Consider the following 25,960-nt stretch of genomic DNA (forward strand, 5'->3'; position numbering starts at 1 on the left):
CCCTCCTGTTTCGATATTTATATAGTACTATACCCACAAGACAGAAATTAAAAATCATTATGATACCTGTTGCTTATATAAATATGGCAGCAAGAGAAGCGACCATCAGTCCTGCCATAACAGGAAGAAAGTTCTTGCGTACTAATTCCATGACAGGCACGCCACAGAAACCGGCAATCGCAATAAGTGAGGACCATGCCACAATCGTGCCCCCGCCGGTCCAAATAGCTCCAAGCTGCCCCAATGCAGCCAAGGTGGCAGCATCTACTGCACCTGTTTCAAGGGAAGCCGCCAGTGCTCCTGTCAGTGGTAGACCAGAAAAACCGGAACCATCAAGTCCGGTAATGATACCAATCAACAAAACACTCAATGCGGCTAGCAAAGCACTTTGTGGAAGATACTCTTGGCTGGCGTTTACCAAGTCGAACAACAGTCCGGGGGCATCTCCATCTACTCCGAGGATCATCCCGGAATATTCGGAACTTCCAAGGAAGAAAAAGCCGGCAATTGGAATAACCGGCCCCATGGCCTTAAAGGCAAACACAAAACCATCAGTAATATGGGTTGTAATGTAATCAAGTGCATGCTGCCTTCCAAAAGCCAGCGTGGATAACAGCAATAGAATGACAGCAACTCCGCCAACGAAGGCAGCCCCGTCCCCGCCTACCAACCCACTGCTTCCGGAAAAAAGCTTACTGTACATCATAAAAACCACTACAGCCAGGAGGGATAACGGGACAAGAACAGCAAAAACTTTGCTCCAAGCATTCAAGTGCTTCGTCCGTACTTTATTCCCTTCATGCTCTGTTGTGGATGATTGCAACTGTTGATATGCCTGTTCGTTTAGGGGATCCTGTGGAGCACGGATTCCATTACGGTATAGCAGATAAGCAAAAAGAATGGCTGTTATACCTGCAAACAAGGATAAAATCAAGGCTTTATCCGCGATTAGTCCAGCATCCAGATCAGCTGAAGAAGCGGAAAGGCTCGGCGCTACTTGGACGATATAGTCAGAAGAGAGGGCCATTCCCTGACCTGCAAGAGCTATAGCAACTGCCGCCAGCATTACTGGCAGCCCGGCCCTCACTGCTGCTGGGACCAATAAGGCACAAATCAAAGGTACTGCTGGTGTCGGCCAAAAGAACAGTGAAATCAGATACGTAATACCAATTAACACAAAATAGGACACATGCCCATTGATCATCATTCGTTGAATCGGCTGTATCATTTTGCGATCGGCTCCTAAATCTCTTAGTGAATTCAACAGTGCCAGCATAAATGTAATAATCAGGAAAATACTGAATAATTCCTGTGCCGCTACCAGATTGGCATTGAAAATGGCAGTGAATCCATCAAGCAGACTTCCTTTATATACCCAAGCAATGACAAAGGTTCCTAATAATGTAGGAAACACCACACCTTTGCGAAGAATCAGACAACAATAATAGCAAACGTGAACAGACCGTATAACCAATGGGAAATTTCCAACCCCATACAGACCACGCCTCTCATCAAAATTAGTTATACAGCCTATGCAAGCTCCATTAAAAACGCTACCTTCCATGTTTAATCATCTTATCCATGGGAATATCAAATATAAATCTAATTTAGAGGAGGCGTTTGAAATGAAACCATTCATTAAAGCTTATACGAATGATGAACAGTTGAAGACGGACGTAAGCGTTTTAAAGGATAAAGGTATCAACAAGGATGATGTTTATGTTATTTCTCATGATGAAGATCGAACAGAACGAGTAGCCGGTGGAGCAGACGCCAAAACCATCGGTATGGATGAAATGGACTTCTCCGATTATGTAGGGACCATGTTTAAGAGTCAGGGAGATGAACTCCGGACAAAACTGAAAGACATTGGCTTCTCTCAGGAGGAAGCCGAGCAATATGAGGAAGAAATGGACGAAGGAAAAATCTTCCTGATTGTAACGAATAATGAAAATGTAATGAATTACTTGGCTTAAGATACAGAAACGGACTGGTATGAAACCAGTCCGTTCTTCTCCCCACTATTTTTCATGACACACATTAATAAACCGTCTTACTCCTCCATACCAACACATTCATGGCAATATAATTCTCCGTCCTTTTGTTCTCCATCAAAGAAGCCATTTTCACAATAAATTTCTTTCCCACAAATCGTGCAATGTCCCACCAACTCTTCCAAGGATATCCCCCTTTGATTTGTAATCCCGGTCATCCTATATATTCTATTTAAAAGTAATTCCTTTGTGTCATAAAAGTATCTTTCATGTGAGCGAATCCAATAAAGTCATTCATTTCTTAATAGAATTCTCGGCTGCTTATGAAATAAGAAGAAGACTACAAAGGTACTCAGGATGAAAGATGGAAGCATATAGGACCCATTATACAGCAAAGAATACAACCATGCCGGCTGCCCTTCTACCGCAGAACCAAAGAACACGATGCCAGCTGTATAATGGCCTAGAAAACGAAGTGCGGATCCGAGTAATGCTCCTGCTGTAATATAAGATAGATAGGTTTTCGTGTGGCCATTTTTAACAGCCTGCTGAATTCGACGTGCAAACACCCCGGCAAATCCGATTACTGTAAATGCTACCAGATAATCCAGCAGACCTTGAATCGGATGCAATATATAGGCTGTACCTGTCGCCACCTGTAAAACTCCCCATAGAAACCCTGATAATAACCCGCCTTTTAATCCCCAGCGGAATGCAACAATAAATACAGGTATCATTGCGAAGGAAACAGAGCCACCCATTGCCCATATCTTGAACGATAGGAATGGCAGTATATCCAGTAGAAGAGCCAAAGCAGTGAATACGGCCACTTCTATCAGGAATAGTGTTTTTCCAAACTTCATTTTAATATTCTCCCCTTCCGTCTTGCCGTTTTTCTGCACACAAAAAAAGCAATGCCAAAGGGGAAGACTTCCTGATGGAAACAGTTCCGCTCACATTACTTTTCAACCATCAAGAAAGCCACCATCCCTACGCTAGTATTAACTAACAGGTTCAAAGGGTCTGAACGATCCGTCCACTCTCAGCCAAATGGCTCCCCCTGCAGGCTTTCCATTCACTTTTTTTGTTACTAGTATTGTATCCTAGCTCTCTTCTCAATTCAATAAGGAAAGTACCAACTTTAAATCTATTTCCCTATGATCCCTTTCCTTTCCACCTTTCAAGAAAAATTTCTTTTTCCATGAAGGCTCTCAATTATTATTACCTAAATCATATATATTTGAATTAAAGATGTTTTTCCTTGACTTTCAGTATTTATAATTTTATACTAAGTAACATAAAGTAACTAACGTTGAGTAACTAACGTTGCATAATTTCTTTTGGAGGGATATTGAATGGCAAAAACAACTTGGAACGTGGATACAGCGCATAGTGAAGTGGGATTTACCGTCAAGCATATGATGATTTCCAAAGTCAAAGGTGCTTTCAATGATTTTGAAGCAGTAATTGAAGCTGACGTAGAAGATCTAACGGATTCTAAAGTGGAAGTTACAATTGACGCAGCAAGTATTGATACTAGACAAGAAGGCCGCGACGACCATCTTCGTGGCGAAGATTTCTTCGATGTCGAAAAACACCCGAAGATTACCTTTGTTGCCACAGATATCAAAAAGAAGGGAAGCAACCAGTACGATGTGACTGGCGACCTGACCATCAAAGGCACAACAAAACCTGTGACGGTTGATGTTGTCTACCAAGGACAGAGCAAGGACCCGATGAGTGGAAACATCGTTGCTGGTTTCAATGCAGAGACAACCATTAATCGTAAAGATTTCGGGTTGACATGGAATGCACCTGTAGAAACAGGTGGTGTCCTTGTAGGAGAAGAAATCAAAATTCATTCGGAAATTGAAGCCCATAAAGCTGAATAACAGAAACGCAATAGAGGCAGGAGCATCCCGATGGTGGACCTGCCTCTTTTCTATTCCTCCATCCTATTCCCTGTTTGAATTCATCTCTGTTGAGGTAAACTACCTATAAAAAGGAGGATTGGGAATTATGGGTTTGAATGTAGCACAAAAGTTGATCAAGGACCACTTGGTATCTGGTGAAATGAAGCCCGGAGAAGAGATCGGTCTGAAAATAGACCAGACTTTGACCCAAGACGCAACCGGTACGATGGTCATGTTGGAATTGGAAGCTATGGGTCTGGATTATGCTAAGACAGAAGTCTCCGCTCAGTATGTTGACCATAACCTTATACAAGTAGATAGTAAAAACCCGGATGACCATCTATTTCTTGAAAGCGCTGCAAAAAGGTTCGGCATCTATTACAGCAGACCCGGTAACGGTGTCAGCCACCCTGTTCATATGCAGCGCCTTGCCGTTCCAGGGAAGACGTTGTTGGGGTCCGACAGCCATACATGTGCCAACGGTTGCATGGGCATGCTTGCCATGGGAGCGGGCGGCATCGACGTGGCCATGGCTATTGCCGGAGAGCCGATATACATCACTATGCCGAAGATATTCGGAATAAAGCTGACAGGTGAACTGCCTGATTGGGTAAGTGCTAAAGATGTCATCCTTGAACTGCTGAGACGTTATGATGTTAAAGGCGGTGTCGGCAAAATCATCGAATTCTATGGACCTGGGGTAGATACCCTTTCTGCGATGGACCGTCATGTCATTGCAAATATGGGTGCAGAACTTGGGGCTACCACTACTGTATTCCCCTCCGATCACGAAGTGAAAAACTTCCTTCGTATTCAACATCGTGAGGACGACTGGGTCGAGGTGGTCGCAGATAAAGACGCCAGCTATGATTTAGAAGATGAAATCAATCTATCTGAACTGGTACCATTGGTAGCAAAGCCATCCAGCCCTGGTAATGTTGTACCAGTTACAGAAGTAGCTGGAACACCTATATATCAATCCTACATTGGCTCCTCTGCTAATCCAGGCTTCAGAGATTTTGCCATGGCAGCAGAGATCGTCAAAGACAAAACAATTGCCTCTGGTTTATCCTTTGATATCAATCCGACTTCTCGGCAGATGTTAACGAATCTAGTGGATGATATGCATATAGCTAGCCTTCTAAGTGCCGGGGCGAGACTACACCAAGCCGGCTGCAATGGCTGCATTGGAATGGGGCAAGCTCCGGCAACCGGCAGGAACAGCCTGCGTACAACTCCACGGAACTTTCCTGGAAGATCAGGTACCAGGGAAGACAGTGTCTATCTTTGCAGTCCGGAGGTAGCTGCCGCTTCTGCACTGACAGGCGAAATCACCGACCCACGAACCTTGGATATGCCATATCCAAAAGTGTCTGAGTCAGAAAATGTAAATGTCGATGACCGGTTACTGGATGCCCCACTCCCTGAAGAGGAAGCTAAAAAGACCGATTTGGTCAAAGGTCCAAATATTGTATCCTTGCCGGAAATGGATGAGTTGCCAGATACCTTGGAACTTCCTGTGCTTCTTAAAGTCGGTGATAACATATCCACTGACGAAATACTTGCAGGGGGTGCACGTGTCTTGCCTTATAGAAGCAATCTGCCAGGCATCAGTAAATTCACCTATGAGCAGGTGGACTCCACTTATGCAGATCGAGCAATCAATACCAAAGAATCCGGCGGACATGCTATCGTCGGTGGTTATAATTATGGCCAAGGTTCCAGCCGGGAGCATGCTGCATTGGCACCTAGGTATCTAGGACTGCGTGCAGTTCTGGTAAAAGACTTCGCACGCATCCATTGGCAGAATCTGATTAATTTTGGAATCCTTCCGTTACGGTTTGATAACGAAGAAGATTATGACAAACTGGAGAAAGGCGAAGTCATCACCTTCAAAGATTTGAGAAGCCAATTGACAAATGGTGACCATTTGACAGCCACCCTGCAGGATAAACAAGAAAATATCCAGATTAATCATAATCTGACCAAACGCCAGAAGGAAATCATCCTTCACGGTGGATTGGTCAACTGGACTAAAGCAAGACAATAACAATAAAATTACAGATACAGAAGCTGCGGTCACGGTTTTTCCGGACAGCAGCTTTCTTTTTTCTAACTGAAAGAGGGAAGCCCTGCAACAGAACTTCCCTTTTTTGCCCTTACACACTTCTTTTCTTCATCAGCCATAAGAAGTACGGCGCTCCTACGATGGCTACAAGAATCCCGGCGGGCACTTCATTCGGAGCCAGTACTGTACGGCTCAGCAAATCTGCTACAATAAGTAGTAACCCGCCCACCAATATGGTGACAGGAAGAAGCCTTTGATTAGAAGGACCTGCAAGCAGCCGTGAGAAATGAGGGGCAATCAATCCGACAAACCCAATGGCTCCCACTGCTGCGACACTGAATGCAGCAAAAATAGTCGCTATAAAGGCAAGTTGGAATCTGGTCGACATTACATTGACTCCAAGACCTTTGGCTGTGTCATCCCCAAGGGCAAGCGTGTCAAGAACACGTATTCCGAGATAGAGAAGCGGCAGCATGAATAAAGGCCAAATCAGATAATGAAAGAGTTCCGTCCAGCCTGCTGCATACGTCGATCCTGACAGCCAGGTAAGGGCTGAAGCGACGCCCATATCAGCTTGAACCACCAAGATTTGAATAATGGCTGAACCAAAAGCAGAAACACCGATCCCCAATAGCGCCAAAGTAGTCGGTTGGAACCGAGCGCGTATGGCTAGCAGCATGACGGCAGCGAAGAATACGAACGAACCAATCATCGCTCCCACTGGCACCCAAAACGCTGCCCCTCCTACTATATACATCATTACTAATGCACCGACCCCCGCTCCAGAGGTAATGCCGATGACGGAAGGGTCTGCCAATGGGTTTCTTAATACTCCTTGAAAAAGGAGTCCGCTTGCTGCAAGGACCATTCCACTGCACAAGGCAACCAAAGCTCTTGGCAATCGTAGATCGAGGATAAGCCCCCGCATAAAATCATTGGCCCCAGTTAGCGCCTGGAAGGTCAGTACAGGTTCAACCCCATAGTTTCCACTAGCCAAACTTATTCCGAGTGTCACCAATATGAAAGCAATGAGCATGGGAATCAATATTTTCAAGGAAAGCCCTTTTGTCGATTTTCCTGCTGTTATGGAAGCTGTCTCTTCTCCGTCTCTTCCCTTTTTCATCCTCAATACCAGATAAATAAGCCACGGAGCACCAATCAAAGCAGTTATTGCACCGACCGGCAATTCCGCAAAAGATGGATCAATAATCCTAGCCAATATGTCGGCCAGCAATAATACTACGCCTCCCCATATGAAAGAGGCAGTAATCAGTGGAAGATGCTTACGATAACCGATGAGCTTAATGATATGTGGAGCGACCAATCCTACAAACCCAATAGGCCCGACAACACTTACTGTTACAGAGGTCAGCAGCACGGCCGCAAGCACGGCGATGAATTTTATGCCATTCACCCGCTGCCCCAGTGATACAGCTACATCATCCCCTAGGGTGAGCGTGTCCAGTTTAAAACTCATCACCAACAGAACAACCAAAGCTGCCATTGCTATTGGCAAAGAAAAACGGACGCCACTCCAATCATTTTGCACCAAAGTGCCCGAGCCCCATAAAAATAGACCTGCCGTCTCATTCTCATAGAAAATTTGAAGCACACTAGTCAGTGATGAAAAAAGCAGGGTCACAACCATACCGGCAAGTACCATCCGGACAGGAGCAGCTCTGCTTCCCCCAGCTAATATGAATACAGCAATAAAGGTTATAATCCCCCCTACAAATGCGGGAATCATTCCATTTCCCAGCATGGCTGACGGAATGAAAATGGTTGTAAACACGACAGCAAAGTAGGTTCCTGAATGTATACCCAGTGTACTTGCTGAGGCAAGTGGGTTTCTTGTGATAGTCTGCAGAACCACCCCCGCAGTTGCCAGAGCGCCCCCTGCTATAATTCCCATGACCGCCCGCGGCATCCTCAGCGTTCGAATGGTATGGTGTTCTATGATATCTTCCGGTGAAAAGATAGCCGCCACTACTTCGCGGAACGGGATGGAGACATTGCCCTGTGTAATATGAATAAAGGTCAACAGACATAAAAGTGCGGTTCCACCTCCAAAGGTAAGAACCGCCTTCATAGAATTTTTGAGCGCTGCCATGCCGATCACTCACTCACCATGGCATCTACCAATTGCTCGGTAAGGACTTCTGTTGATAAAATGCCGCCAAAGGTCCAGGTATCTCCCGGAAGTGCATGAGTATTTCCCTCTTGTACAAATGTAAGGTTTTCCCATACCGGATTCCCTGCCAGCTGATTCTCGAAAATATTATCTTCCTCTTGGACGATATAAAGGAATTGCAGATCTTCCTCTTGAAAATTCTGCAGAGCTTCCACGGTAACTTCACTGTAACCATATGGTTCAACCTCTTCAGCTTCATAGGCATTTTCAAAGCCTAGTTTGCTCATCACTTGAGCCACAATGGAATTCTCTGTGAACAACCGCAGGGTAGGTGTATTTTGTGCCGAGAATGCCTGGGTCACAATATAGTCAGACCCGGCCAGTCCGGCTTCTTCCACCCTCCCTTTCTGCTCAGAAATGAAATTCTCCAGCCTTTCTATTTCCTGGGCGGCCTCGTCTTCTTTATTGACAATTTCAGCTACCGTTTGGAACTCATCTATCATATTTTGATAATGATCTTGAACTGCTTCTTCTCCATAAGGAGCAAAAGTGACAACCGGAGCAATTTCCTCCAAGCTGTCCATATATTGTCCATGTCTGAAATCGACTGCAATGATCAAGTCAGGATCCAACCGGGCAATTGCTTCCAAATTCGGCTCCTGCCTTGTTCCTACATCCTGCACACTTTCATCAAAAGATTCATCGATGTTCACCCATTGGTGGAACCCATCCAAGTCTGCAACGCCAGCTGGCTGCACTCCTAAAGAAAGCAAATGTTCAGCATAGGACCATTCCAAAACAACGATATTTTCTGGTGTCCCTTCTATAGTCTGTTCACCTCTTGCATCTTCAATGGTTACTGTTCGTTCCTCTGTCGAGTCCTGCTGGTTTTCCGTCTCATCTGATTCTTCTGCTCCCCCACAGGCCGATAAAATGGCAATGATTGACACTATTATGAGATATGTAATCAGTCGTTTCATCTTGATCTCCCCTAACTTTCTATTATTGTTAGCCTCTTACCCATTCAACCCGATCATCCAGTGGTGTCCGCTCCCTCGGCTTAGGGACCCTATTCGGATACCCGGCCTGGACAACTGCAACCAATTTATGCCGCTCCGGTAGAAGGCCGATCTCATGGATAAATACTTCATCTCTAAGTGTTTCCTTAGCTGTCCACATGGTGCCGATCCCCTTCTCCCACGCCAATAGCTGGAAGTTCTGGATAAATGCGCAAACAGCAGCATAGTTCTCCTCATCCAGATGTCCTCCGTCATCTTCCTTATCCATATAAAAAAGTATATGATGTGGTATGGTGGTGAAGAAACGGTCATAGGATTTGCGTGCTTTTACCAGTTTTTCTTTGTCAAGGGTTTTCAATAATCCCAACCTTATGTAGCTGTCCACGATTTTCTCTCCGAAACCAGAGCGGGAATCTTCTTCATATACCCTGATTCTCCATGGCTCTTTCATATGGTGATTAGGAGCATAGGCGGCATCGTTGAATAAGTCGACAAGCAGTTTTTCATCTATTTTCTGCGGTTTGTAATCAAGAATAGTCCTTCTCCCACGTACGATGTCTGTCAGTTTGATATTCCCCACCTCCCTAATTGAAAACGATTATCATTTTCAGATTTATCTTAAAGGAAACCACTTATACTGTCAACTAAATTTCTGTCAACTGTTTTAGCAACATGTATAATGGCAATATAAAAGATAAAGGAGGCAAACAATGATCATCTATTATGACAGTTACTGCAGGCTATGTACGGCTTCCTCCTCGTTATGGAAGAAACTCGATTGGCGAAATAAACTGACCTTCCAGACATTCCGGGCACTTGAAGACTATCCGGCAGAAATGGAGAAAAGCCTTCATGTGCAACATAAAGGCCAATGGTCGAAGGGATATCAAGCCATCATAGAGATTGCCAAACTGCTCCCTGCCTTGTGGATCCTGTTGCCATTTCTTCACCTGTTCAAGTGGCTGGGATTGGGGGACTATATTTATGGCAAGATCGCTTCCCATAGAAGGCTCGTACCTGTAGATCAGTGCCAGGGAGATGCTTGCAGGATTGATACAAAGCCGAAGCCTTAATCGTCACCTTGAAAATATTCCGCTGTCTCAGTGGACATGATTTTCACAATCATACTGCCATTACGGACAAGGGCCCTTATGAGAATCGGCTCATTGTACAGATTTTTAAACACGAAATCTGGCCCCCACCAGCTTACAGTGGCATCTCGCCCCGGTGGCACATACGGCACCCGGCGGCTGTGCGCATAGCGTTCCACAATTTGTACTCCTTTCAAGTCCACGGCATTGAATAATGTCGAGGATACCTGACAAATACCTCCACCTATGCCTTCCGACAACTCCCCTCTGACAATCACGGGAGCCCGCTTGTACCCCTTCTCTTCTGTACGCTCCCCTACCACCTCATTAAAAGAAAAAGTTTCTCCAGGAAAAAGGACATGGTTGTTGATGGCCTCGGCAGCAAGTTCAATGTTATGGGATCTCTCTACATTGGTTTTTCTGAAATTGGTGACATAGCTACCAAGCTCTTTTTTGCTGATTTCTTCCATCATCGCCCTATCCACTCTTGGATATATGGTTCTTTTAGGCACCTTCAGACGGAGAATCTCATCATTATAGAAGGCTTCACGAAACATGATATCGAATTTACTGCGGTCGATCGTCACCCCTGTTTCTTCCTCTACAATCTGTCCATTTTCGTCTAAGAAGGCATTTTCCGGCGCTTGATACACTTTCTTTTCTATCATATTCATCAAACCATTCAGTTTCCCATCATCAATGTATATTCCCCCTGTATAATCTAAAGCATATTGCTCGATTTCTGCTCGTTGCAAAATGACTTGATCATTACTTTGATCATCAGATTGGGAAAATGATGGCATGGGAAACATGATGATTAAAAATAGCAACATAAAAAGGGTCAACTTTTTCATCCTATCCCTCCTCTCCCCTAGTGTGTGGGAAAAGGCAAAAAAAATACCCGCCGTACAATTGGCGGGATAAAAGGTCTATCCGGTTGAAAGGGAAGACAGGCGTGTTTTTCCAGCAGCTATGCAGCGACCCTTTCCATGCGGAATACACATCGGAGTGCCGAACATTGGATCAAATGTCACATCGCATTTCATTTGGAAAACATCATGGACCAAATTGCAAGTAATAATCTCTTCTGGCTTTCCCTGGGCGAATACTTTCTTTCCTTTAATTGCTGCAATATGATGGGCATACCTGCAGGCAAGGTTCAGGTCATGAAGCACCATGACGATGGTACGTCCTTCTCTTTCATTTAGATCGAACAACAGATCCAGGACATCAATTTGATGGGTCATATCAAGGTAAGTTGTGGGTTCATCCAGCAAGATCGTATCCGTCTCCTGTGCCAAAGTCATGGCAATCCAGGCACGCTGGCGCTGACCGCCTGACAAGGAATCGACGAACCTGTCTTTCAGTTCCAGTATATTGGTGGATTCCAAGGCATGGACGACAGCCTCTTCATCTTCCTTCGACCATTTTTTAAGCAGCTTCCGATGAGGATTTCTACCCTGCTTCACCAGTTCATACACCGTTAGGCCTTCTGGACTTACAGGACTCTGGGGAAGGATGGATAGTTTCCTTGCAACATCTTTTGTTGCCATCTTGGAAATATCCTCCCCGTCCAGCACTACATCTCCATTCTTCGGTTTGAGGAGACGGGCCATTGATCGCAATAATGTAGATTTTCCACAGCCATTTGCCCCAATCAGCACAGTTATTTCACCCTTGGGAATGGTGATGTCCAATTCATCGATGATGATATGGTCGCCATAGCCGAGTGTCAGGTCATTCGCTGATAATGTCTTCATTGGATCCGCTCCCCTTCTAACGATACACTGCCTCAGTTCGTCTTCAATATTTGTTATCTCCAGTTTATTGGTTCTTGATGGTTAAGTCAATGATAATCATTTTCAATTGGTTAATCTTCTATTAGAAGAGATAAAAACCGAACGCCACCAAAGAAAGTATGATCGTAATCGAATAAATCCAGATTTGAAGAGGTATATTGGATTTTAAGGAATTCTCCTCATATTCCAGGGAACGTCTCATTTCATCTTCTGGTGTAGTTCCCTCTTCTTCATACTTTTTCATCTTCTTTTCTTCCTGTCTGAAAGCGAAGAATGTGCCTCCCATGGCAGCTATGAATAATACAATCAATAAAATAATAAGTTCAATAGTCACAAACATCCCTCCTAAAACCTATTGTACTCCAAGCACCTCCTAATGTCAGTGACATAATTCACATTAGTTGGCATATAAAAAACGGCCGCCAGTTTTATACCGGCGGCCGTTCCTGATCTGCCTATCATCAGCGGAAATCTCTTGTCTCCTCGATGAAGTCGCTTGCCATCCTGTATCCGATGACCGAAGCAATTACAAGTAAAATTCCATACAAAGTCCCTTTTTTCATTAGAAACCTACCTCCTCATAGTTTACATATCTCCCAATACGTTGCTCGGCATGAAATATTAGAAAGGACGTACTTTCCCTTTTTTCAGCAGAAGCTTCGGACCACCGATGAGGAACAGGGAACGGTTGTCGACCACTTTCTTCATGGCTGCAGCTGCTTTGCCCTGAAGCTTGCGGCCATCGAACACACTTCCGATTCCATCGGTTGTACCAAGGGAAGCGACAGTACCTTTGCTTTTGAAAACAAAGTCTTCCAGAGGCTGGTTGTAAATAAGTGATTTGATATTCTTAGCTGCAACATTGGCTTCCTGCATGGCAAGCTGTGCGGTTGGTGGATATGGACGATCTTCTTCTTTATTCCAAACCCAGGAACAGTCACCTAGTACAAACAGGTTGTTTTCACCAGTCATACGAAGATCGGCATCCACATTCACTTTCCCTTTTGTCAGTTCGAAGCCGGATGCTTCCAATACGCTGCTTCCTTTAACTCCGCCGGTCCATACTACTGTACCAGCTTTGATCAGTTCCTTATCATCACCTACAACAAAGCCTTCCGGTGTACATTCGGAAATCGGAGCTCCGATTCGGAATTCCACACCGCGATCCTCCAAGGATTTCTTGCCATACTCCACAAGGTCCTTGTCAAACATCGGCAGGATGGATGGTGCAGCTTCCACGTTAATGATACGGACTTTGCTACGGTCGATATCATACTTCTGACACAGCTCTGGCACTTTCTCGGCAAGTTCCCCGACAAACTCTACACCAGTAAAGCCAGCTCCGCCAACCAGGATGTGCAGACTGTTTTCATCTGGGTTCTCTTCCGTTTTATATTTTGCGAACTGGTATTCGATGTGTTCGCTGATCATGCGGCTGGAATCCATGTCTTCAATAGCGAATGCATGTTCATCCATTCCCTTGATACCGAAGTCATTGGACTCGAAGCCTAAGGCGAATACAAGGTAATCATAACTAATTTCACTGTTTTCGAGTACGACGATATTTTCGTCTTTTTTCACTTTTACTACACTATCATAAATGAGACGCACCCGCTTGGGGTTTACTACATCACTGATCATGACACGCGCCTGATTCGGATTGATGGTTCCGGCTGCTACTTCATGAAGCCATGTAGTCTCATAATGGTAATTGTGTTTGTTGACTAGTACGATTTCCGCTTCTTCCGGGCTCAATTGTTGTGTGAGACGCTTAGTAGTTGTCAGTCCTGCATATCCTGCTCCCAGAACAACGATTTTTGGTTTAGTCATTGAACTTTCCCCTTTCTTTTTCCAGCTCATTTATGGTTGGATATCCTAAGCGCTTGAACAAATTAATTATTTCACAAAGACCTGTTCAATTCGCTTATTACTAATTGCTATGAACACCATTACCATAATAGCAAAGTTACAAGAAATACGCTATCAATTTCTGATGGACTTGAAAAACCGGCATCTATACCGGTCTTACTATTATTTCGTTCACATTCACGTAATCAGGCTGTGTGACCGCATAAATAACCGCACGTGCTACATCCGCCGGTTTCAGAGGCTTGCGTTTCGGGTCATCCCCAAGCTTTCGGAGCACTCTTTCCGTGTCCACTCTCCCAGGGGAAATATTGCTGACTTTCACCCCTGTTCGGGCCAACTCCTTCTCTAAGCTTTCAGAGATGGCTCGGACTGCATACTTTGTTGCTGCATAGACCGCACTTGATTTATTGACTTCATGCCCAGACACTGAGTCGATATTGACGATATGACCTTGGGACCTGTCCAACATTTGTGGCAGCACCGAGTCGATCCCATATAATACACCTTTGATATTCACATCGATCATCTTGTCCCATGCTCCCACTTCCCTGTCGGTAATCGCTGAGGAAAGTACCAAGCCAGCATTGTTGACATAGATATCGATGTCGCCAAACTCCTCTGTTGCCTTCTTAAATAGACGGTCGACAGCAGTTTTATCCGTAACATCTGTCTGAACAGCAATGGCCTTGCCGCCTTCTCTTGTGTTGATGGACTCGGAGATGGCTTCCAGCTTTTCAGCACTTCTGGCAGCCAGCACCACATTAGCCCCTTCTTCTGCTAGATGCTCTGCGATGGACTGCCCTATACCGGCGCTTGCACCTGTTATTATTGCTGTTTTCCCTGTTAACTCCATACTATGAACCTCCTTAAGGATGAAATAAATCCAATCCCACTGTTTTTCCTGCTATAGATATATTCCCTTCCCCTTCCTATTTTAAGCATGTTCTCCGGCCCCTTACAATGGACATTTCCAGCTTGTAGTGGTTTCAGCTTATACCTGATAAGAATGACAGCTAGAAGTTAAACGCTTTCAAAAAATGTGTTATAATATTCTCAATAAACCGAAAGGGAAATCACTAATCATAAAGGTGGGGATAAATATGGTAAATACACAAGTACGTGTGGTTGATAAAGATGGCAAGGACGTTTCGCCTGACGGCAGGGAAGTCGGTGAAATTGTTGTCAAAGGAAACAGTGTGACACCCATCAGCCAGAATGGGCAGGAGCTCCCTGGCGGATGGCTCCGCACCGGAGATATGGGAACCATAGATGAAAATGGCCGGATTGAGGTGGTGGAACGTAACAGGGATACCATTTATGATGGGGAGGAACTTTCCCCGTTGGAGATAGAAAGAATTCTCTATCAGCACCCGGAAGTAGAAGAAGTGGCTGTTCTAGTACTGCCAGACACTGAATTAGGCGAGAAGACCCACGCCTTTGTCGTTCTGCATGAAGAAGCCGACCTTACAGAACAGCAGCTGATCGACTACGCTGCTGCTAAGCTTGAACCGTATGCTTGTCCGAAAAACATCACTTTCATGGAGGAACTTCCAAAAACAGCTAGCGGTAAAATTTTGAAAATCCAATTACGGGACATCATATAAGTCATAGGCCGGAATAGGTTGCCGTTCCGGCCTAAGTTTTTTAGCAGGATGGGGACGCCGCAACCGGATGCTCTCCGTTATTTCTTGTTCTTGAATTCCATTTCCCAGCTGTAATAGCCTTTTTCTCTATTTTTTTTGTAGGATAAATACGCACTGAATTTCTTGCCTTTTTTGCTGGTCAAACCTTTCACATGAGCTCGCTCATTTTTCAACAGGGATTTCACCATGGTCTTCGTTGGTCTTTTCCTCATCGCTGCAAGATATTTATCATTTTTCCAGACCATGAATTGGCACTTCTTCCCATAACCTTCACAGCCGAAACCCTTGAACCCTTCCTTCACCTCTCCTCCACATTCCGGACATATGCCCAGCACTTCTTTGGCCGTCGGCTTGCTGTCAAGCTGACGGATGATCACTTCCTCCCCCTCTTTGATCACAGCGACTGATTCCCTGATGAACTGGAAGATTGTGCGCAAAAACTTCCGTTTATCGGCATTTCCTTTCTGGATATCGGAAAGCTCCTTTTCCAATCTTCCTGTAAATTCCAGGTCAAACAAATCTTTGACGGGGAAGGTTTCCACCATTTTCACACCAAGTGCAGTACAACTTAAACTCTTCCCCTTTGCCTCTATATAGCCGACATCTTTCAGCTTTTTAATGGTTTCCGCTCTGGTTGCAGCCGTGCCAATACTGAATCCTGCAAGGATGGCCCCGACTTCCTGTTCATCATCTTCCTCGCCTTTGTAGTTTTTGCCGCATGTTTCCATAACCTTTAACAGGGTGCGTTCGGTATGATTTTTAGGTGGTTTTGTGACATGGGAGGAAATTTCATTGCCCGTGACAGCTGCCATTTCATTTCTTTCTACCGACGGCAATATTGATTCCTTGGATTGAATGTTTTCAACTTTTTTCCAACCCTCGACGAGCTGTACCCTGCCTTTTGTGACAAAAACCCCAGCTGCTGTTTCCACTTTCGTCTGTAACCTGGTCTCTTCATATTCGGCAACCGGCATAAATTGTGCAACGAACCGGTGGAGGATAGCCTGGTAGACAATTCGTTCCTCTCCTCGAAGATGCTTCGGCTTCAAATAGGTCGGAATGATGGCACTATGGCTTTCCACCTTTGCATTATTGAATATCCGCCGGCTCTTAACAAAGTTTATTTCATCCTTAAACGGTGAATCTTCTGCATGGGTCTTCAGGACATGTGCCGTTTTCCCCACCAGACTCTCTTCCAAGGCAGTACTGGATGTCCTCGGATAGGTGATCAACTTCTTTTCATACAAAGATTGCGCTGCTTTTAGCACTTTGTCTGAAGTCCACCCATTATAACGGTTCGTAATATAACCTTGGAGATTCGACAGATTGAATAAAAATGGAGGGAATTCCTTCTTTCTTTCTACCTGCTTGTCTTGCACAATGCCCTTTTGCTGACGGACTGCTTCCTGAACCTTTTGAAGCTTTTCTTGATCCTTGAATTTTTCCTCCTTTCCTTCCCGGTAAATCCCCTGATAGGCAGCCCCTTTGTCTGTTTCAAAGTCGGCTGTCAGTTTAAAATAGCTTTCCGGCTGGAATTCTGCTATTTCTTTATCGCGATCATAAATGATCTTCAGTGTCGGCAGCAGTACCCGCCCGATATTCAGGGCTTTACCCTTCCCTGATTGATACTTTAGCGTCGCAACAGAGGTAAGATTGATGCCGATCACCCAATCCGCCCACTGTCTGCTGATCCCAGCATCCCTAAGATTCTTCATGCTGTCATTCGGGTGGAGATTCTCCAAGCCTCTGATAACTTCTTTCTTTGTCCATTCATTCAACAAAAGACGATAGACCTGTTTTTTGGGCTTGCCTCCCCGATAGATGATGCTGTCACCGATCAGCTGACCTTCTCTGTCATAGTCACACGCAGATATGACAACTTCAACATCGGCCCGTTTCATCAGTGAATGAACCGTCTTCAACTGCTTGGCAGCTCCTCCATCGGTCTGGCTCCTATCTCTTGAACTGCTTTTTACTTTATATTGAAAGTTTTCAGGGATAAAAGGGAAGTTATCCATTTTCCAACGGGTCATTCTGCTGTCATAATCTTTGGCATCATACAATTCAACCAAATGTCCGAAAGCCCATGTGATCAGGTAGCCGCTTCCTTCAAAATAGCCATCCCGTTTTGTTTTGATTCCCAGTGCGTCAGCAATGTTTTTCGCGACCGATGGTTTTTCTGCGAGAATTAATTTCATCATTCATCACCTTATTCTTCTGTAGTGGATTAAGTGGAGAAAGTTTCGGAGGGAAATATTGGTGTCTATTGCTATTCTATTATACTACCAAACGCAAAGCGAACAAACAATCCCCTAATAAATATGCCTCCAACGGCAACTAACCATCGGAGGCACTCCCCTAACCTTTTAATTTTTTTGTCAGTGGATAAATACCTGCACTCTGTATGATGAGAGATAAAATGATGGCTGCAAATGACAGGGACACCAACAGATCATCACTGTTGGATGCCGCTTCAAATCCCATCAACAGAGCGACAGACATAGCGCCCTTGATGCCCGACCAGGAAATCAATACCGTGTCACTCCATGAAAAAACGTGCTTCCATGCAGGTACCACGAAGGTAAACCCAGATAAAACAATCCACCGTACAAGAAGGGACAGAAGAAAAATGATGATGGCTGCCGTCCAGCCGGAGAACAACAGATAGTCTGCTGCTTGGATCCCAATTAAAAGAAACAGCAAGGCAAGTACGGATGATTCGGTCACATCCCAAAAGCCATCCAAGGAATCGCGAAAATGATCTTCTTTGATATTTCTTCCGAATTCGAAAGATAGCATAAGACCTGCAGTGACTGTCGCAAGCACACCGGAGACGCCGACGGTTTCACCAAGATAGAAACTGCCATAAGCAATGATGATGCTGAGCATCACTTGATAAGTCCTGTGATGGGAGTAATGGATGGCCTTGCTCATCAACCAGCCAAATACCGCTCCCAGTAGTACTCCTCCTAAAGAGACAAGCAAAAATTCACCAATGAATCTGGCAAAGGAAAAATCTGTACCACTGGTGAACATGCCAAGGAATATGGTGAACAGTACAATACTGGTGCCATCGTTCAACATTGACTCTCCTTCGACGATATCGGCAATTTTTTCATCACCTGAAGACTGCTTGAGAATAGACACAACAGAAACAGGGTCTGTCGGGGCCAATATGGATGCCACCAACAATGCTCCTATCAGAGATACAGAGACAAATAGATTCGCCGCTGTATAAATCGCCGCCCCGAACAGCAGGACGGTCAGCATCAGACCGGCCGTACCCAGAGTAAGAATGATCCCTCGGTTCTTTTTCAAAGCATCCAATGGAAAACTGTATGCTGAAACAAACAGTAATGCTGGCAGGAAAACGTTGAAGATCATTTTCTGGCTGACCGTGAGCTCATCGAAATATGGGATGGGAGAAAGCAGCAGCCCACATAGCACTAGCACTACCGGTACAGGGAAGTTCTTCTGTTTTTTGTCAATCGAATAAACGACATACCCAATAAGAAGCAGTAACAGTACATGATGTGACGTCAATTGCATCAACTCCTTTTTCCATTATCCTCTATTTCCTGCCAAAGTGGAGCAACCCTACGAGCAATCCGATCAAGCACATGACCGCAGCGAAAATCAAGAATGTCATGGCGCCCAGTTGATAGATAAGTGGTACGGACAATGCAGTGACCAAACCTCCGCCAAGAAACGGCTCGAATATCAGTTGTTTATAGCCAAAACCTTCAAAGGCAGGAGACTTGGCTTCTGGATCGGCCACCCGCATCAGCAGCAGCCCAGTTGCTGTAATACCCATCGATTGGCCGAAATCACCAATTCCGCGTTCAAACCAGTAGGTAGGAATAATGCGTGGTGCCAGAATCAGAAAGCCGAATACATTCCAAGCAATACCCGCTGCTGCCAGCAGCAGGAATGGATCAATATGTTGGCCAATCACATCGAGGGATACGGTAGCAATGGCAGTAAGTATCAACAGGTCCAGGGCAAACCCTTGGATTCGATTGATCATCGGACGATCCAGTAGTTTAGCATTATCCACTTTATGGAAGAAAGCCTGTACTAGAATACCGCCGATCATGGCAAGAGGGAATAACGGAATATATGTCATAAAGTCGGAGCCTGTCCATGCACCCCAAGTAACACTCTCCAGCCAGATCAGCAATTGCAGGAGCAGATACCCCGTCAAGATAGCTAGCGCTACGACGGAAAAATGCAACGAAAGCGGTTCGATCGACTCGGGACGGACCGTCATTTTTGCTGCCGGGTCCCTGTTTTCAAATTCCATGATGCCAGCCTTCCTCAGGGTGGAAAAATCCCGTACGTCCTTGATGACATTTGTTTTATCCCGTCGGACAGCCCAGTTGACGAGAATGATGCCTACAACCACTCCGGATAGAATACCGACGGTAGCTAACCCGATAGCCAAGTCATAAGCATCTGCGAAGCCCATTTCCTCAAATGTGGACTGCAGCCCGGCCGCGGTGCCATGTCCTCCCTCGAACCCTATTTCAATGAGCGCTCCCGCCATGGGCGGCATTCCGAATACGGGGGACAGCACCAACACAGCAAGCAAAATGCCGATCACATACTGCCCCCATCCCAACGTCCAACCAAATGCCAATTGTGGTCCACCAACATCCCAGATTTTAGAAAGACTTGGCAGTGTCGCTCCCAAAAACAGTGTAGCAAACACGACATTGATCAGCAGGCCGGGGAGTTCTTTCCACACCTGCATCACCTCTGGTGTGAGAATTCCAGTGGCCCAAAACGAATCTTCTCCTGTCATAAGTATACTTCCGAGCACTTGTGGCCCTAGAAGCAGGGCTAGAAACCCACCAATCACAGATGATGGTAGAAATAAATTCTGCAGCCATTTCACCCGAATACGTATCCATTTACCAATAAGTAGAAATACACCTAAGTATAATAAAGCAAAACCTATTTGATCAGGGGTCAAGGCTGAACCCTCCTTTCCATTTGATATATTGCTTGGATTGTTCCCCTGATTTTTGTGCTTGAAACAAACAAAGAGAGAATTACCGACAGACCAAGCATAGAACCCGACCTTTTGCGCAATAAAAAATGCCGATCAAAGGCATGGGCCCTTGACCGGCTGGAGCAATCCATGATTATTTCATATCCGGATCAGGTAAATCGTCCGAATTCCTCATTGCCCAAGGCGGCGTATCAAACACATATGGGGGTGCCGGCTTCAAATGTGGCACATCACCATACGCTACCGGTTTATCGACATAATTGAAAACCCCACAGCCATCCATGCTCGGACCGTGAGCCCATCTTCCCTCTGCACTCTCATGGCCTTTGGAGTAATTGAATAGCGTATAAGCTACTTCCTGTTTTTCCAGTTCTCTTGGGAACGTGCTCGGAACCACTATGTTTTCCTTCTCTTCCAGCTCCCTGATCGCAGCATACCACTGATTCTGATGCATCGTATCACGAGCCAGCAGCCAGGAGAGCATATCTTTTACCCCGCGGTCATTGGTCATTTCATACAACCTTGCTACTTGCAAACGTCCCTGTGACTCTGCATTCAGGTTTGCCCGGAAATCTGCCAGCAGATTTCCGCTTGCAATAATGTAATCCGCTGTCCAACGGTTGCCTACGCTGTCTGACGGCATGGCACCCAGCCCAGAGACAATTTTATGCTGCGGGTTTTCCCCTGAAAGAATTGCTGCAACTACCGGATTCTTGGCCGCATCTTCCAGCTCCACATCCGGTGCCCCATCCAGCAGTCTGGCAATCATGGTCGCCAGCATCTCTATATGGGCCATCTCTTCCGTACCGGTATCCATCAACAGATCCCGGTACTTGCCATCTCCTCGTGTATTCCATCCCTGAAAAAGGTACTGCATAGCTACGGAGATTTCACCAAACTGCCCGCCCAAAACCTCCTGCAACTTTTTCGCGTAAATGGGATCCGGACGTTCCGGCTTGGCATGGTATTGCAATTCCTTTACATGATAGAACATTTGCTCACTTCCTTTTCGTATTTGAAAACCGGGTAAACACCTACCCCCTATATTAGGTATTCATCCTTACCTTGACGTGTGAAAGGAAATAGCATAAACAGTGTGTGCCATCCGAAAAAGACGCATCACCCATTTAGGGTGATGCGTCTTTTTCCAGGTACTTTTCCCATCAAAGATCCGCGAATAGTCTGGCTGGTTCTGTCAATTCCAGCTTCCCTGTACCATTATCTTCAGTAGATCATCTTCTATCGACTTTCCTTCCTCTTCATCCAGCAGATTATTGATCATGATGGAAAAAATGGCCCTTTCTCCATCCGTATCTTCCATATATCCGGATAGGGTGCTGACACCGTGGATAGTTCCTGTTTTGGCCTGGACGGTTATCCCCTGCATGCGCTCCCTGAGAGTCCCGCCAATTTTCCGCTCTTCGTTCCCCGCGACCGGGAGAGAATGGAAATATGCAGGGAACCATTCCTCTTTTTGAATTTCATACAACAATTGAGTGATTTCATTAGCCGGAATCAGATTGAAGTGGGAAAGACCGGAGCCGTCACGGATGGATAGGGTGTCTCCATTGACACCCAGTTTTGGGATTTCCGATTCTACAACCCTGAGTCCATTTTCCCAACTCCCCTCCCCATGAGTGATTTTCCCCATCTCCTTCACCATGATCTCTCCGTGTCCATTGTTGCTTAATTTCATGAAGGGAACCAGCAGTTCTGCCAGTGGCATGGAACGGTCTGTATAAAGAATGTTCATATCCTCCGGTGCTTCCCCTGCCTTCAGCTTCCCGGTCCAGCTGATGTCCCGGTCCTCCAATGCTCGGCCGAACAATTGTGTTGTGTAGATTGCCGGATCCCAGACGGACATCCATTCCTTTTCCGTCTCTCCTCCAAGGGGAATGGCTCCTTTCACGACCACCATATTCGTGGCATGCCTTCGTTCAATTTTGATACTTGACTCCTCACCCCCGGAATCCGTCCATGCCTCATTGACCACCTCCACATAGTCCGTTTCCGGAAAGATGTGGATTTCGGGCCGATCACCGACTGCCATGCCTGGTTCCACCTCGACAACGACGGAACCTGCATCATAATCCTCATCAGGTGCTACCGTTAAAGCTGAAACCTGTGCTCCATAGTAATACTGTTCATCACTCCAACTGAGATCGGGTGAAAGATGCACGTCATCATACCAGCTTCCGTCACCAATCACATCTCCTGCAATCTGCTTTATGCCGGCCTCTCGGATTTTTTCTGCAAAACGTTCAAGATCTGCCGGCAGCAGCGTCGGATCCCCTTTCCCGCGCAAAAACAAGTTTCCCCTCAGCAATTCCCCTTCCGTCCTGCCGTCTGTTCCAAGCTCTGTGGAAAAGGTGTAACCGGCACCCAGCACGGTAAGTGCGGCTGCCGAGGTGAACAGTTTCATATTGGAGGCAGGACGAAAGCGTATGTCCCCCATATGGTCAAACAATTTTTCTCCCGTCCGTGCAGATCGGATGCTGACACCAGCCAAAGCCCCCGTCAATCTTGGATCACTTTTGAGAAAATTCTTCAGTTGTTCCTTCACCATGCACCGCTCCCTTTTTTCTTTTTTTCATCATACCATCTATCGAGTAAAGAACCACGCAAGAACACTTATTTTTCTTTATATTTGCAATATGGTAGTTATATCAAACAAAAACAGACAAGCCTTACAAAAACTTGTTCTTCAGGAAGCTGTATTTCCTGTACATAGGATAGAAGGATTGATGGAAATCTAAACAAAGAGCCCATATGCTGCTCAACAAATATCGGAGGTGTCTCGCAAATGGCGGAGCAAAACCCACAGCAGGAACTATATGAAACAACCCAGCAAATCCAGCAGGCAATGGAACAGGCTCAATCAAACACGGACCCCGGTAAAGTCCAAGAAGCCCAGCGCTTGCTGAAGCAGGCGGAACAGGGACTGCAAATAGCACAAGCACAGATGGGGACACAGGTTCAGAACAACCCGCAATTCCAGCAAGCTCAAAAACAGTTGGAGCAGGCGCGCCAACAATTGCAGCCATCAGGACGAAACACGTTGTAATCCTTCAGGAAGCTCATGTGGAGCTTCCTTTTTTTGGTGAAGTAATCCTTCACTTCCATTGTCGGAGGCCTTCAATTTATTTCCATTGATAATGAAAAGGAAGTGTATATAATAAGAACAAACGTTCTGTTAGGTGGTGAAAGACAGTGGATTATTCCTCATATCCCCGCAATGATGTGCTGTGCATTGATATGCGGTCATTCTATGCAAGCGTGGAAGCAGTGAAATTGGGGCTGGATCCCATGAAGACCATGCTTGCGGTGGTCGGCGATCCAAACCGTCCGGGGAGTATTGTTCTAGCTGCTTCTCCCCAGTTGAAGAAGAAATACGGCATCAGCAATGTCAGCCGTTTTTTCGAACTGCCGGATGATCCGGACATCCATATCGTGCCTGCACATATGGCGGACTATCTGCAAATGTCTGTGGAGATTACCAGACTGATCCATCAATATGTCCCCAAGGAAGCCATCCACCAATATTCCGTGGATGAAGTCTGGGTCACCGTCAATGGACTCGAAAGGCTGTTCGGCAATCGATGGGAAGCTGCCCGTAAAATCAAGCGGGATATCAAGGAAAGTTTCGGCATCACCTCCTCCATCGGAATTGGAGACAATAAATTTCTGGCAAAGGTCGTGATGGACCTCCATGCCAAGAAACAGGGCATTGCCGAATGCCGGTATGAGGATGTGGAGGAGAAACTGTGGCCCTTCCCTGTGGAAGATATCTGGGGAATCGGCAGCAGGATGAAACGCAATTTGAACCGCATGGGCATCGTCACCCTGGGACAGCTCGCCAGATTCGACCCGGACCGGCTGAGGAAACGGTTCGGCATCATGGGAGAGCAGTTGTACTGGCATGCTTGGGGGATTGACCTGAGCCCTGTTTTTGGGGAATTCACCAAGCAGGAGCAGAAAGGATTCGGACATGGCATTTCCCTATTGAGAGATTACTCCCAAGAGGAAGCAGCCGTATGTATCCTTGATCTCTGTGAGGAAGTATGCCGCAGAGCAAGGACAGCCGGAAAGTCAGGAAAGACCATCCATCTCGGCATCGGTTACTCCCAAGAAACGGGCGGCGGCTTTTCCCGTTCCCGCTCGATCGACCTGCCCACCAATGTGACGATGGATGTCTATCATGTCTGCCAGCAGTTATTCCATGAATTCTATGACGGAAAAAGCAGCATCCGCCGAGTCTACGTCACCCTCGATAATTTGTTCGATAAACAGGAAACCCAACTGAACCTGTTTGAGGACCGAACCAAGAAAAATGATATCGGCTATGTAATGGATGAAATCCGCGATAAATTCGGCTCTACTGCCATCCTGCGTGCCTCCAGCTATACCGATGCCGGGATTACCTTGGAGCGGAGCAGAAAAATTGGCGGGCATTATGCGTGAAGAGATGGTTTTTTTGCGGGTAAGCTTGTATTAAACTGGAGAAAACGAAAGAAACCCAGGTTGCCGGGTTTCTTTCTTGGCCTTTTTAATTAGGAGGTGGTTCCTCCATCATTGTTGTTATTGTTAGTTTGCTGAGTGTTCTGAGCTGGAGCAACGCCTCCGTTAGCTGGAGTAGGAAGAGGCCCTGCTGTCAGATCAAGAGGTGTTTCAATTGGAACTGGAGTAGTAGTAGGCTCGCAGCGCCGGTTATTCAAGTCATAGAACTTGCCATTTCTCTCAATGCCTTGACGGGTAACAGTGATGTGTGTCCGGACCACTGCCTTAAATAAAAGCAAATTAATGAAGGTTGCGCCAGAAGCATCTGTACCCACCAATGGCTCATTCAAAACTGCCTCAACTTCCGGCCTAGTTTCAGTAACTGTATCTCCAGGGCAGATTCCCGGACAATGCGTATGCTCTTGGAAGAAAATACGAATTGGGATTTCTAGTGGGTCACCTGCAGCAAGAGTAACATTCAAAGTAGCTGGAATATAACCAAGATTAATTACTTTGTCTTTAAGGACAGTAACTTCCTGCTGAATGTTATTGAAATTGGGTTCAATTGTAGCATTTACGACACCACCCAATAAACCAATAATATCTGGCAAGGCTGGAAGCCCAGGTGTAAGCGGACCGATCGCAGCCGGCAAAGCAAATTCGGCTGTTTTCTGCACCTCTTTGGAAAGAATGACTTTTTCTACTAATTCCCCTTGTCTGCCACATTCACAGTGATAATGTCCACAGCGGTCGCAATGATGTTTATCGTCTCTTCGGTCAAAATCCCTGTGATCCCTGTCTTTGTGATCCTTGTAGTCATCATGACCTTCATAGTGGTCATCAAAATACCTTCTACGTGACAAATCAAATTCCTCCTTTTCCGTTTTTTATTAGGAAGTTTCTGCCGTTGATCTCTGCAACT

23 protein-coding genes, 1 pseudogene and 1 riboswitch are annotated in these 25,960 nt (G+C 45.8%); of the genes and pseudogenes, 7 read left to right on the forward strand and 17 right to left on the reverse strand.

What is annotated here, in order from left to right; translation table 11 throughout:
• Nucleotides 1–73: 73 nt before the first annotated feature.
• Nucleotides 74–1,494: pseudogene (locus ACFOGI_RS06700) on the reverse strand (hypothetical protein).
• A 131-nt stretch (nt 1,495–1,625) separates the two neighbouring features.
• Between ACFOGI_RS06700 and ACFOGI_RS06705 the strand changes: the two are divergent.
• The gene (locus ACFOGI_RS06705; RefSeq protein WP_390270363.1) at nt 1,626–1,976 is read left to right on the forward strand and encodes a general stress protein; all 351 of its coding nucleotides are present in this window, start codon (nt 1,626–1,628) and stop codon (nt 1,974–1,976) included.
• Between the two features lie 77 nt (nt 1,977–2,053).
• Here the strand turns inward: ACFOGI_RS06705 and ACFOGI_RS06710 are convergent, their stop codons facing one another.
• Together ACFOGI_RS06710 and thiT are read right to left on the reverse strand one after the other, a co-directional pair.
• Nucleotides 2,054–2,179 (reverse strand): hypothetical protein, encoded by a 126-nt coding sequence (locus tag ACFOGI_RS06710; RefSeq protein WP_390270366.1) that lies wholly within the window; start codon nt 2,177–2,179, stop codon nt 2,054–2,056.
• 105 nt (nt 2,180–2,284) lie between these two features.
• Entirely contained in the window at nt 2,285–2,857 is a 573-nt protein-coding gene (gene thiT / locus ACFOGI_RS06715) for an energy-coupled thiamine transporter ThiT (protein ID WP_390270369.1), read from the reverse strand.
• A 107-nt stretch (nt 2,858–2,964) separates the two neighbouring features.
• A riboswitch (TPP riboswitch) is annotated at nt 2,965–3,065 on the reverse strand.
• 284 nt (nt 3,066–3,349) lie between these two features.
• On the opposite strand from thiT, the gene ACFOGI_RS06720 reads away from it, so the two are divergent.
• A complete protein-coding gene (locus ACFOGI_RS06720) occupies nt 3,350–3,886 on the forward strand; it encodes a YceI family protein (RefSeq protein ID WP_390270372.1) in 537 nt (178 codons plus the stop codon).
• Between the two features lie 127 nt (nt 3,887–4,013).
• Complete coding sequence (locus ACFOGI_RS06725) at nt 4,014–5,957, forward strand: aconitate hydratase (protein WP_390270375.1); 1,944 nt, start codon at nt 4,014–4,016, stop codon at nt 5,955–5,957.
• Between the two features lie 109 nt (nt 5,958–6,066).
• Here ACFOGI_RS06725 and ACFOGI_RS06730 read toward each other — a convergent pair whose 3' ends face one another.
• Genes ACFOGI_RS06730 through ACFOGI_RS06740 form a run of 3 tightly spaced genes read right to left on the reverse strand, consistent with a single transcriptional unit; the run spans nt 6,067 to nt 9,705 of the window.
• Nucleotides 6,067–8,085 (reverse strand): iron ABC transporter permease, encoded by a 2,019-nt coding sequence (locus tag ACFOGI_RS06730; RefSeq protein WP_390270378.1) that lies wholly within the window; start codon nt 8,083–8,085, stop codon nt 6,067–6,069.
• Between the two features lie 5 nt (nt 8,086–8,090).
• Entirely contained in the window at nt 8,091–9,086 is a 996-nt protein-coding gene (locus tag ACFOGI_RS06735; protein ID WP_390270381.1) for an ABC transporter substrate-binding protein, read from the reverse strand.
• A gap of 28 nt (nt 9,087–9,114) precedes the next feature.
• Nucleotides 9,115–9,705, reverse strand: a complete 591-nt coding sequence (locus ACFOGI_RS06740) for a nitroreductase family protein (RefSeq protein WP_390270383.1) — start codon at nt 9,703–9,705, stop codon at nt 9,115–9,117.
• A gap of 130 nt (nt 9,706–9,835) precedes the next feature.
• Here ACFOGI_RS06740 and ACFOGI_RS06745 point away from each other — a divergent pair, with 130 nt between their 5' ends.
• On the forward strand, nt 9,836–10,198 hold the full coding sequence (locus ACFOGI_RS06745) for a thiol-disulfide oxidoreductase DCC family protein (RefSeq protein WP_390270386.1): 363 nt from the start codon (nt 9,836–9,838) through the stop codon (nt 10,196–10,198).
• Here the strand turns inward: ACFOGI_RS06745 and ACFOGI_RS06750 are convergent.
• The 5 genes from ACFOGI_RS06750 to ACFOGI_RS06770 all read right to left on the reverse strand — a co-directional run bounded on the left by ACFOGI_RS06750 (nt 10,195) and on the right by ACFOGI_RS06770 (nt 14,737).
• Nucleotides 10,195–11,070 carry a VanW family protein gene (locus tag ACFOGI_RS06750; RefSeq protein WP_390270389.1) on the reverse strand — a complete coding sequence of 292 codons (876 nt, stop codon included), beginning with the start codon at nt 11,068–11,070 and terminating at the stop codon, nt 10,195–10,197. The two genes, ACFOGI_RS06745 and ACFOGI_RS06750, sit on opposite strands and share 4 nt — an antisense overlap.
• A gap of 75 nt (nt 11,071–11,145) precedes the next feature.
• Nucleotides 11,146–11,976 (reverse strand): ABC transporter ATP-binding protein, encoded by an 831-nt coding sequence (locus ACFOGI_RS06755; RefSeq protein WP_390270392.1) that lies wholly within the window; start codon nt 11,974–11,976, stop codon nt 11,146–11,148.
• A 121-nt stretch (nt 11,977–12,097) separates the two neighbouring features.
• Nucleotides 12,098–12,349, reverse strand: coding sequence for a hypothetical protein (locus ACFOGI_RS06760; protein ID WP_390270396.1), 252 nt, complete (start codon nt 12,347–12,349; stop codon nt 12,098–12,100).
• 287 nt (nt 12,350–12,636) lie between these two features.
• On the reverse strand, nt 12,637–13,845 hold the full coding sequence (locus ACFOGI_RS06765) for an NAD(P)/FAD-dependent oxidoreductase (RefSeq protein ID WP_390270399.1): 1,209 nt from the start codon (nt 13,843–13,845) through the stop codon (nt 12,637–12,639).
• 184 nt (nt 13,846–14,029) lie between these two features.
• On the reverse strand, nt 14,030–14,737 hold the full coding sequence (locus tag ACFOGI_RS06770) for an SDR family oxidoreductase (protein ID WP_390270402.1): 708 nt from the start codon (nt 14,735–14,737) through the stop codon (nt 14,030–14,032).
• Nucleotides 14,738–14,984: 247 nt separating this feature from the next.
• On the opposite strand from ACFOGI_RS06770, the gene ACFOGI_RS06775 reads away from it, so the two are divergent.
• Nucleotides 14,985–15,488 (forward strand): AMP-binding enzyme, encoded by a 504-nt coding sequence (locus ACFOGI_RS06775; RefSeq protein ID WP_390270405.1) that lies wholly within the window; start codon nt 14,985–14,987, stop codon nt 15,486–15,488.
• A 77-nt stretch (nt 15,489–15,565) separates the two neighbouring features.
• On the opposite strand, the gene ACFOGI_RS06780 is transcribed toward ACFOGI_RS06775, so the two are convergent.
• The 5 genes from ACFOGI_RS06780 to dacB all read right to left on the reverse strand — a co-directional run bounded on the left by ACFOGI_RS06780 (nt 15,566) and on the right by dacB (nt 23,107).
• The gene (locus ACFOGI_RS06780) at nt 15,566–17,725 is read right to left on the reverse strand and encodes a type IA DNA topoisomerase (protein WP_390270407.1); all 2,160 of its coding nucleotides are present in this window, start codon (nt 17,723–17,725) and stop codon (nt 15,566–15,568) included.
• A 160-nt stretch (nt 17,726–17,885) separates the two neighbouring features.
• Nucleotides 17,886–19,076 carry a cation:proton antiporter gene (locus tag ACFOGI_RS06785; RefSeq protein ID WP_390270410.1) on the reverse strand — a complete coding sequence of 397 codons (1,191 nt, stop codon included), beginning with the start codon at nt 19,074–19,076 and terminating at the stop codon, nt 17,886–17,888.
• Between the two features lie 22 nt (nt 19,077–19,098).
• Complete coding sequence (locus ACFOGI_RS06790; RefSeq protein ID WP_390270413.1) at nt 19,099–20,502, reverse strand: sodium/glutamate symporter; 1,404 nt, start codon at nt 20,500–20,502, stop codon at nt 19,099–19,101.
• 172 nt (nt 20,503–20,674) lie between these two features.
• Nucleotides 20,675–21,535: a manganese catalase family protein gene (locus tag ACFOGI_RS06795; RefSeq protein WP_390270415.1), complete on the reverse strand. Its 861-nt coding sequence runs from the start codon at nt 21,533–21,535 to the stop codon at nt 20,675–20,677.
• A gap of 201 nt (nt 21,536–21,736) precedes the next feature.
• On the reverse strand, nt 21,737–23,107 hold the full coding sequence (gene dacB / locus ACFOGI_RS06800) for a D-alanyl-D-alanine carboxypeptidase/D-alanyl-D-alanine endopeptidase (protein WP_390270418.1): 1,371 nt from the start codon (nt 23,105–23,107) through the stop codon (nt 21,737–21,739).
• 237 nt (nt 23,108–23,344) lie between these two features.
• Here dacB and ACFOGI_RS06805 point away from each other — a divergent pair, with 237 nt between their 5' ends.
• The gene (locus ACFOGI_RS06805; protein ID WP_390270421.1) at nt 23,345–23,605 is read left to right on the forward strand and encodes a hypothetical protein; all 261 of its coding nucleotides are present in this window, start codon (nt 23,345–23,347) and stop codon (nt 23,603–23,605) included.
• A gap of 146 nt (nt 23,606–23,751) precedes the next feature.
• The gene (locus ACFOGI_RS06810) at nt 23,752–25,002 is read left to right on the forward strand and encodes a DNA polymerase IV (protein ID WP_390270424.1); all 1,251 of its coding nucleotides are present in this window, start codon (nt 23,752–23,754) and stop codon (nt 25,000–25,002) included.
• Nucleotides 25,003–25,091: 89 nt separating this feature from the next.
• Here ACFOGI_RS06810 and ACFOGI_RS06815 read toward each other — a convergent pair whose 3' ends face one another.
• A complete protein-coding gene (locus tag ACFOGI_RS06815) occupies nt 25,092–25,901 on the reverse strand; it encodes a hypothetical protein (RefSeq protein ID WP_390270427.1) in 810 nt (269 codons plus the stop codon).
• Between the last annotated feature and the right edge of the window lie 59 nt (nt 25,902–25,960).

This window comes from Virgibacillus xinjiangensis (assembly GCF_042643145.1).
GTDB classification, from domain to species: domain Bacteria; phylum Bacillota; class Bacilli; order Bacillales; family Amphibacillaceae; genus Virgibacillus_O; species Virgibacillus_O xinjiangensis.

Bases quoted from the DNA above. Each gene is read 5' to 3' on its own strand.
- ACFOGI_RS06705 (WP_390270363.1), top strand. From the start codon at position 1,626: ATGAAACCATTCATTAAAGCTTATACGAATGATGAACAGTTGAAGACG.
- ACFOGI_RS06795 (WP_390270415.1), bottom strand. From the start codon at position 21,535: ATGTTCTATCATGTAAAGGAATTGCAATACCATGCCAAGCCGGAACGT.
- ACFOGI_RS06750 (WP_390270389.1), bottom strand. From the start codon at position 11,070: ATGAAAAAGTTGACCCTTTTTATGTTGCTATTTTTAATCATCATGTTT.
- ACFOGI_RS06785 (WP_390270410.1), bottom strand. From the start codon at position 19,076: ATGCAATTGACGTCACATCATGTACTGTTACTGCTTCTTATTGGGTAT.
- ACFOGI_RS06770 (WP_390270402.1), bottom strand. From the start codon at position 14,737: ATGGAGTTAACAGGGAAAACAGCAATAATAACAGGTGCAAGCGCCGGT.
- ACFOGI_RS06745 (WP_390270386.1), top strand. From the start codon at position 9,836: ATGATCATCTATTATGACAGTTACTGCAGGCTATGTACGGCTTCCTCC.
- ACFOGI_RS06780 (WP_390270407.1), bottom strand. From the start codon at position 17,725: ATGAAATTAATTCTCGCAGAAAAACCATCGGTCGCGAAAAACATTGCT.
- ACFOGI_RS06720 (WP_390270372.1), top strand. From the start codon at position 3,350: ATGGCAAAAACAACTTGGAACGTGGATACAGCGCATAGTGAAGTGGGA.
- ACFOGI_RS06730 (WP_390270378.1), bottom strand. From the start codon at position 8,085: ATGGCAGCGCTCAAAAATTCTATGAAGGCGGTTCTTACCTTTGGAGGT.
- thiT (WP_390270369.1), bottom strand. From the start codon at position 2,857: ATGAAGTTTGGAAAAACACTATTCCTGATAGAAGTGGCCGTATTCACT.
- ACFOGI_RS06735 (WP_390270381.1), bottom strand. From the start codon at position 9,086: ATGAAACGACTGATTACATATCTCATAATAGTGTCAATCATTGCCATT.
- ACFOGI_RS06775 (WP_390270405.1), top strand. From the start codon at position 14,985: ATGGTAAATACACAAGTACGTGTGGTTGATAAAGATGGCAAGGACGTT.
- ACFOGI_RS06805 (WP_390270421.1), top strand. From the start codon at position 23,345: ATGGCGGAGCAAAACCCACAGCAGGAACTATATGAAACAACCCAGCAA.
- ACFOGI_RS06755 (WP_390270392.1), bottom strand. From the start codon at position 11,976: ATGAAGACATTATCAGCGAATGACCTGACACTCGGCTATGGCGACCAT.
- ACFOGI_RS06765 (WP_390270399.1), bottom strand. From the start codon at position 13,845: ATGACTAAACCAAAAATCGTTGTTCTGGGAGCAGGATATGCAGGACTG.
- dacB (WP_390270418.1), bottom strand. From the start codon at position 23,107: ATGGTGAAGGAACAACTGAAGAATTTTCTCAAAAGTGATCCAAGATTG.
- ACFOGI_RS06725 (WP_390270375.1), top strand. From the start codon at position 4,014: ATGGGTTTGAATGTAGCACAAAAGTTGATCAAGGACCACTTGGTATCT.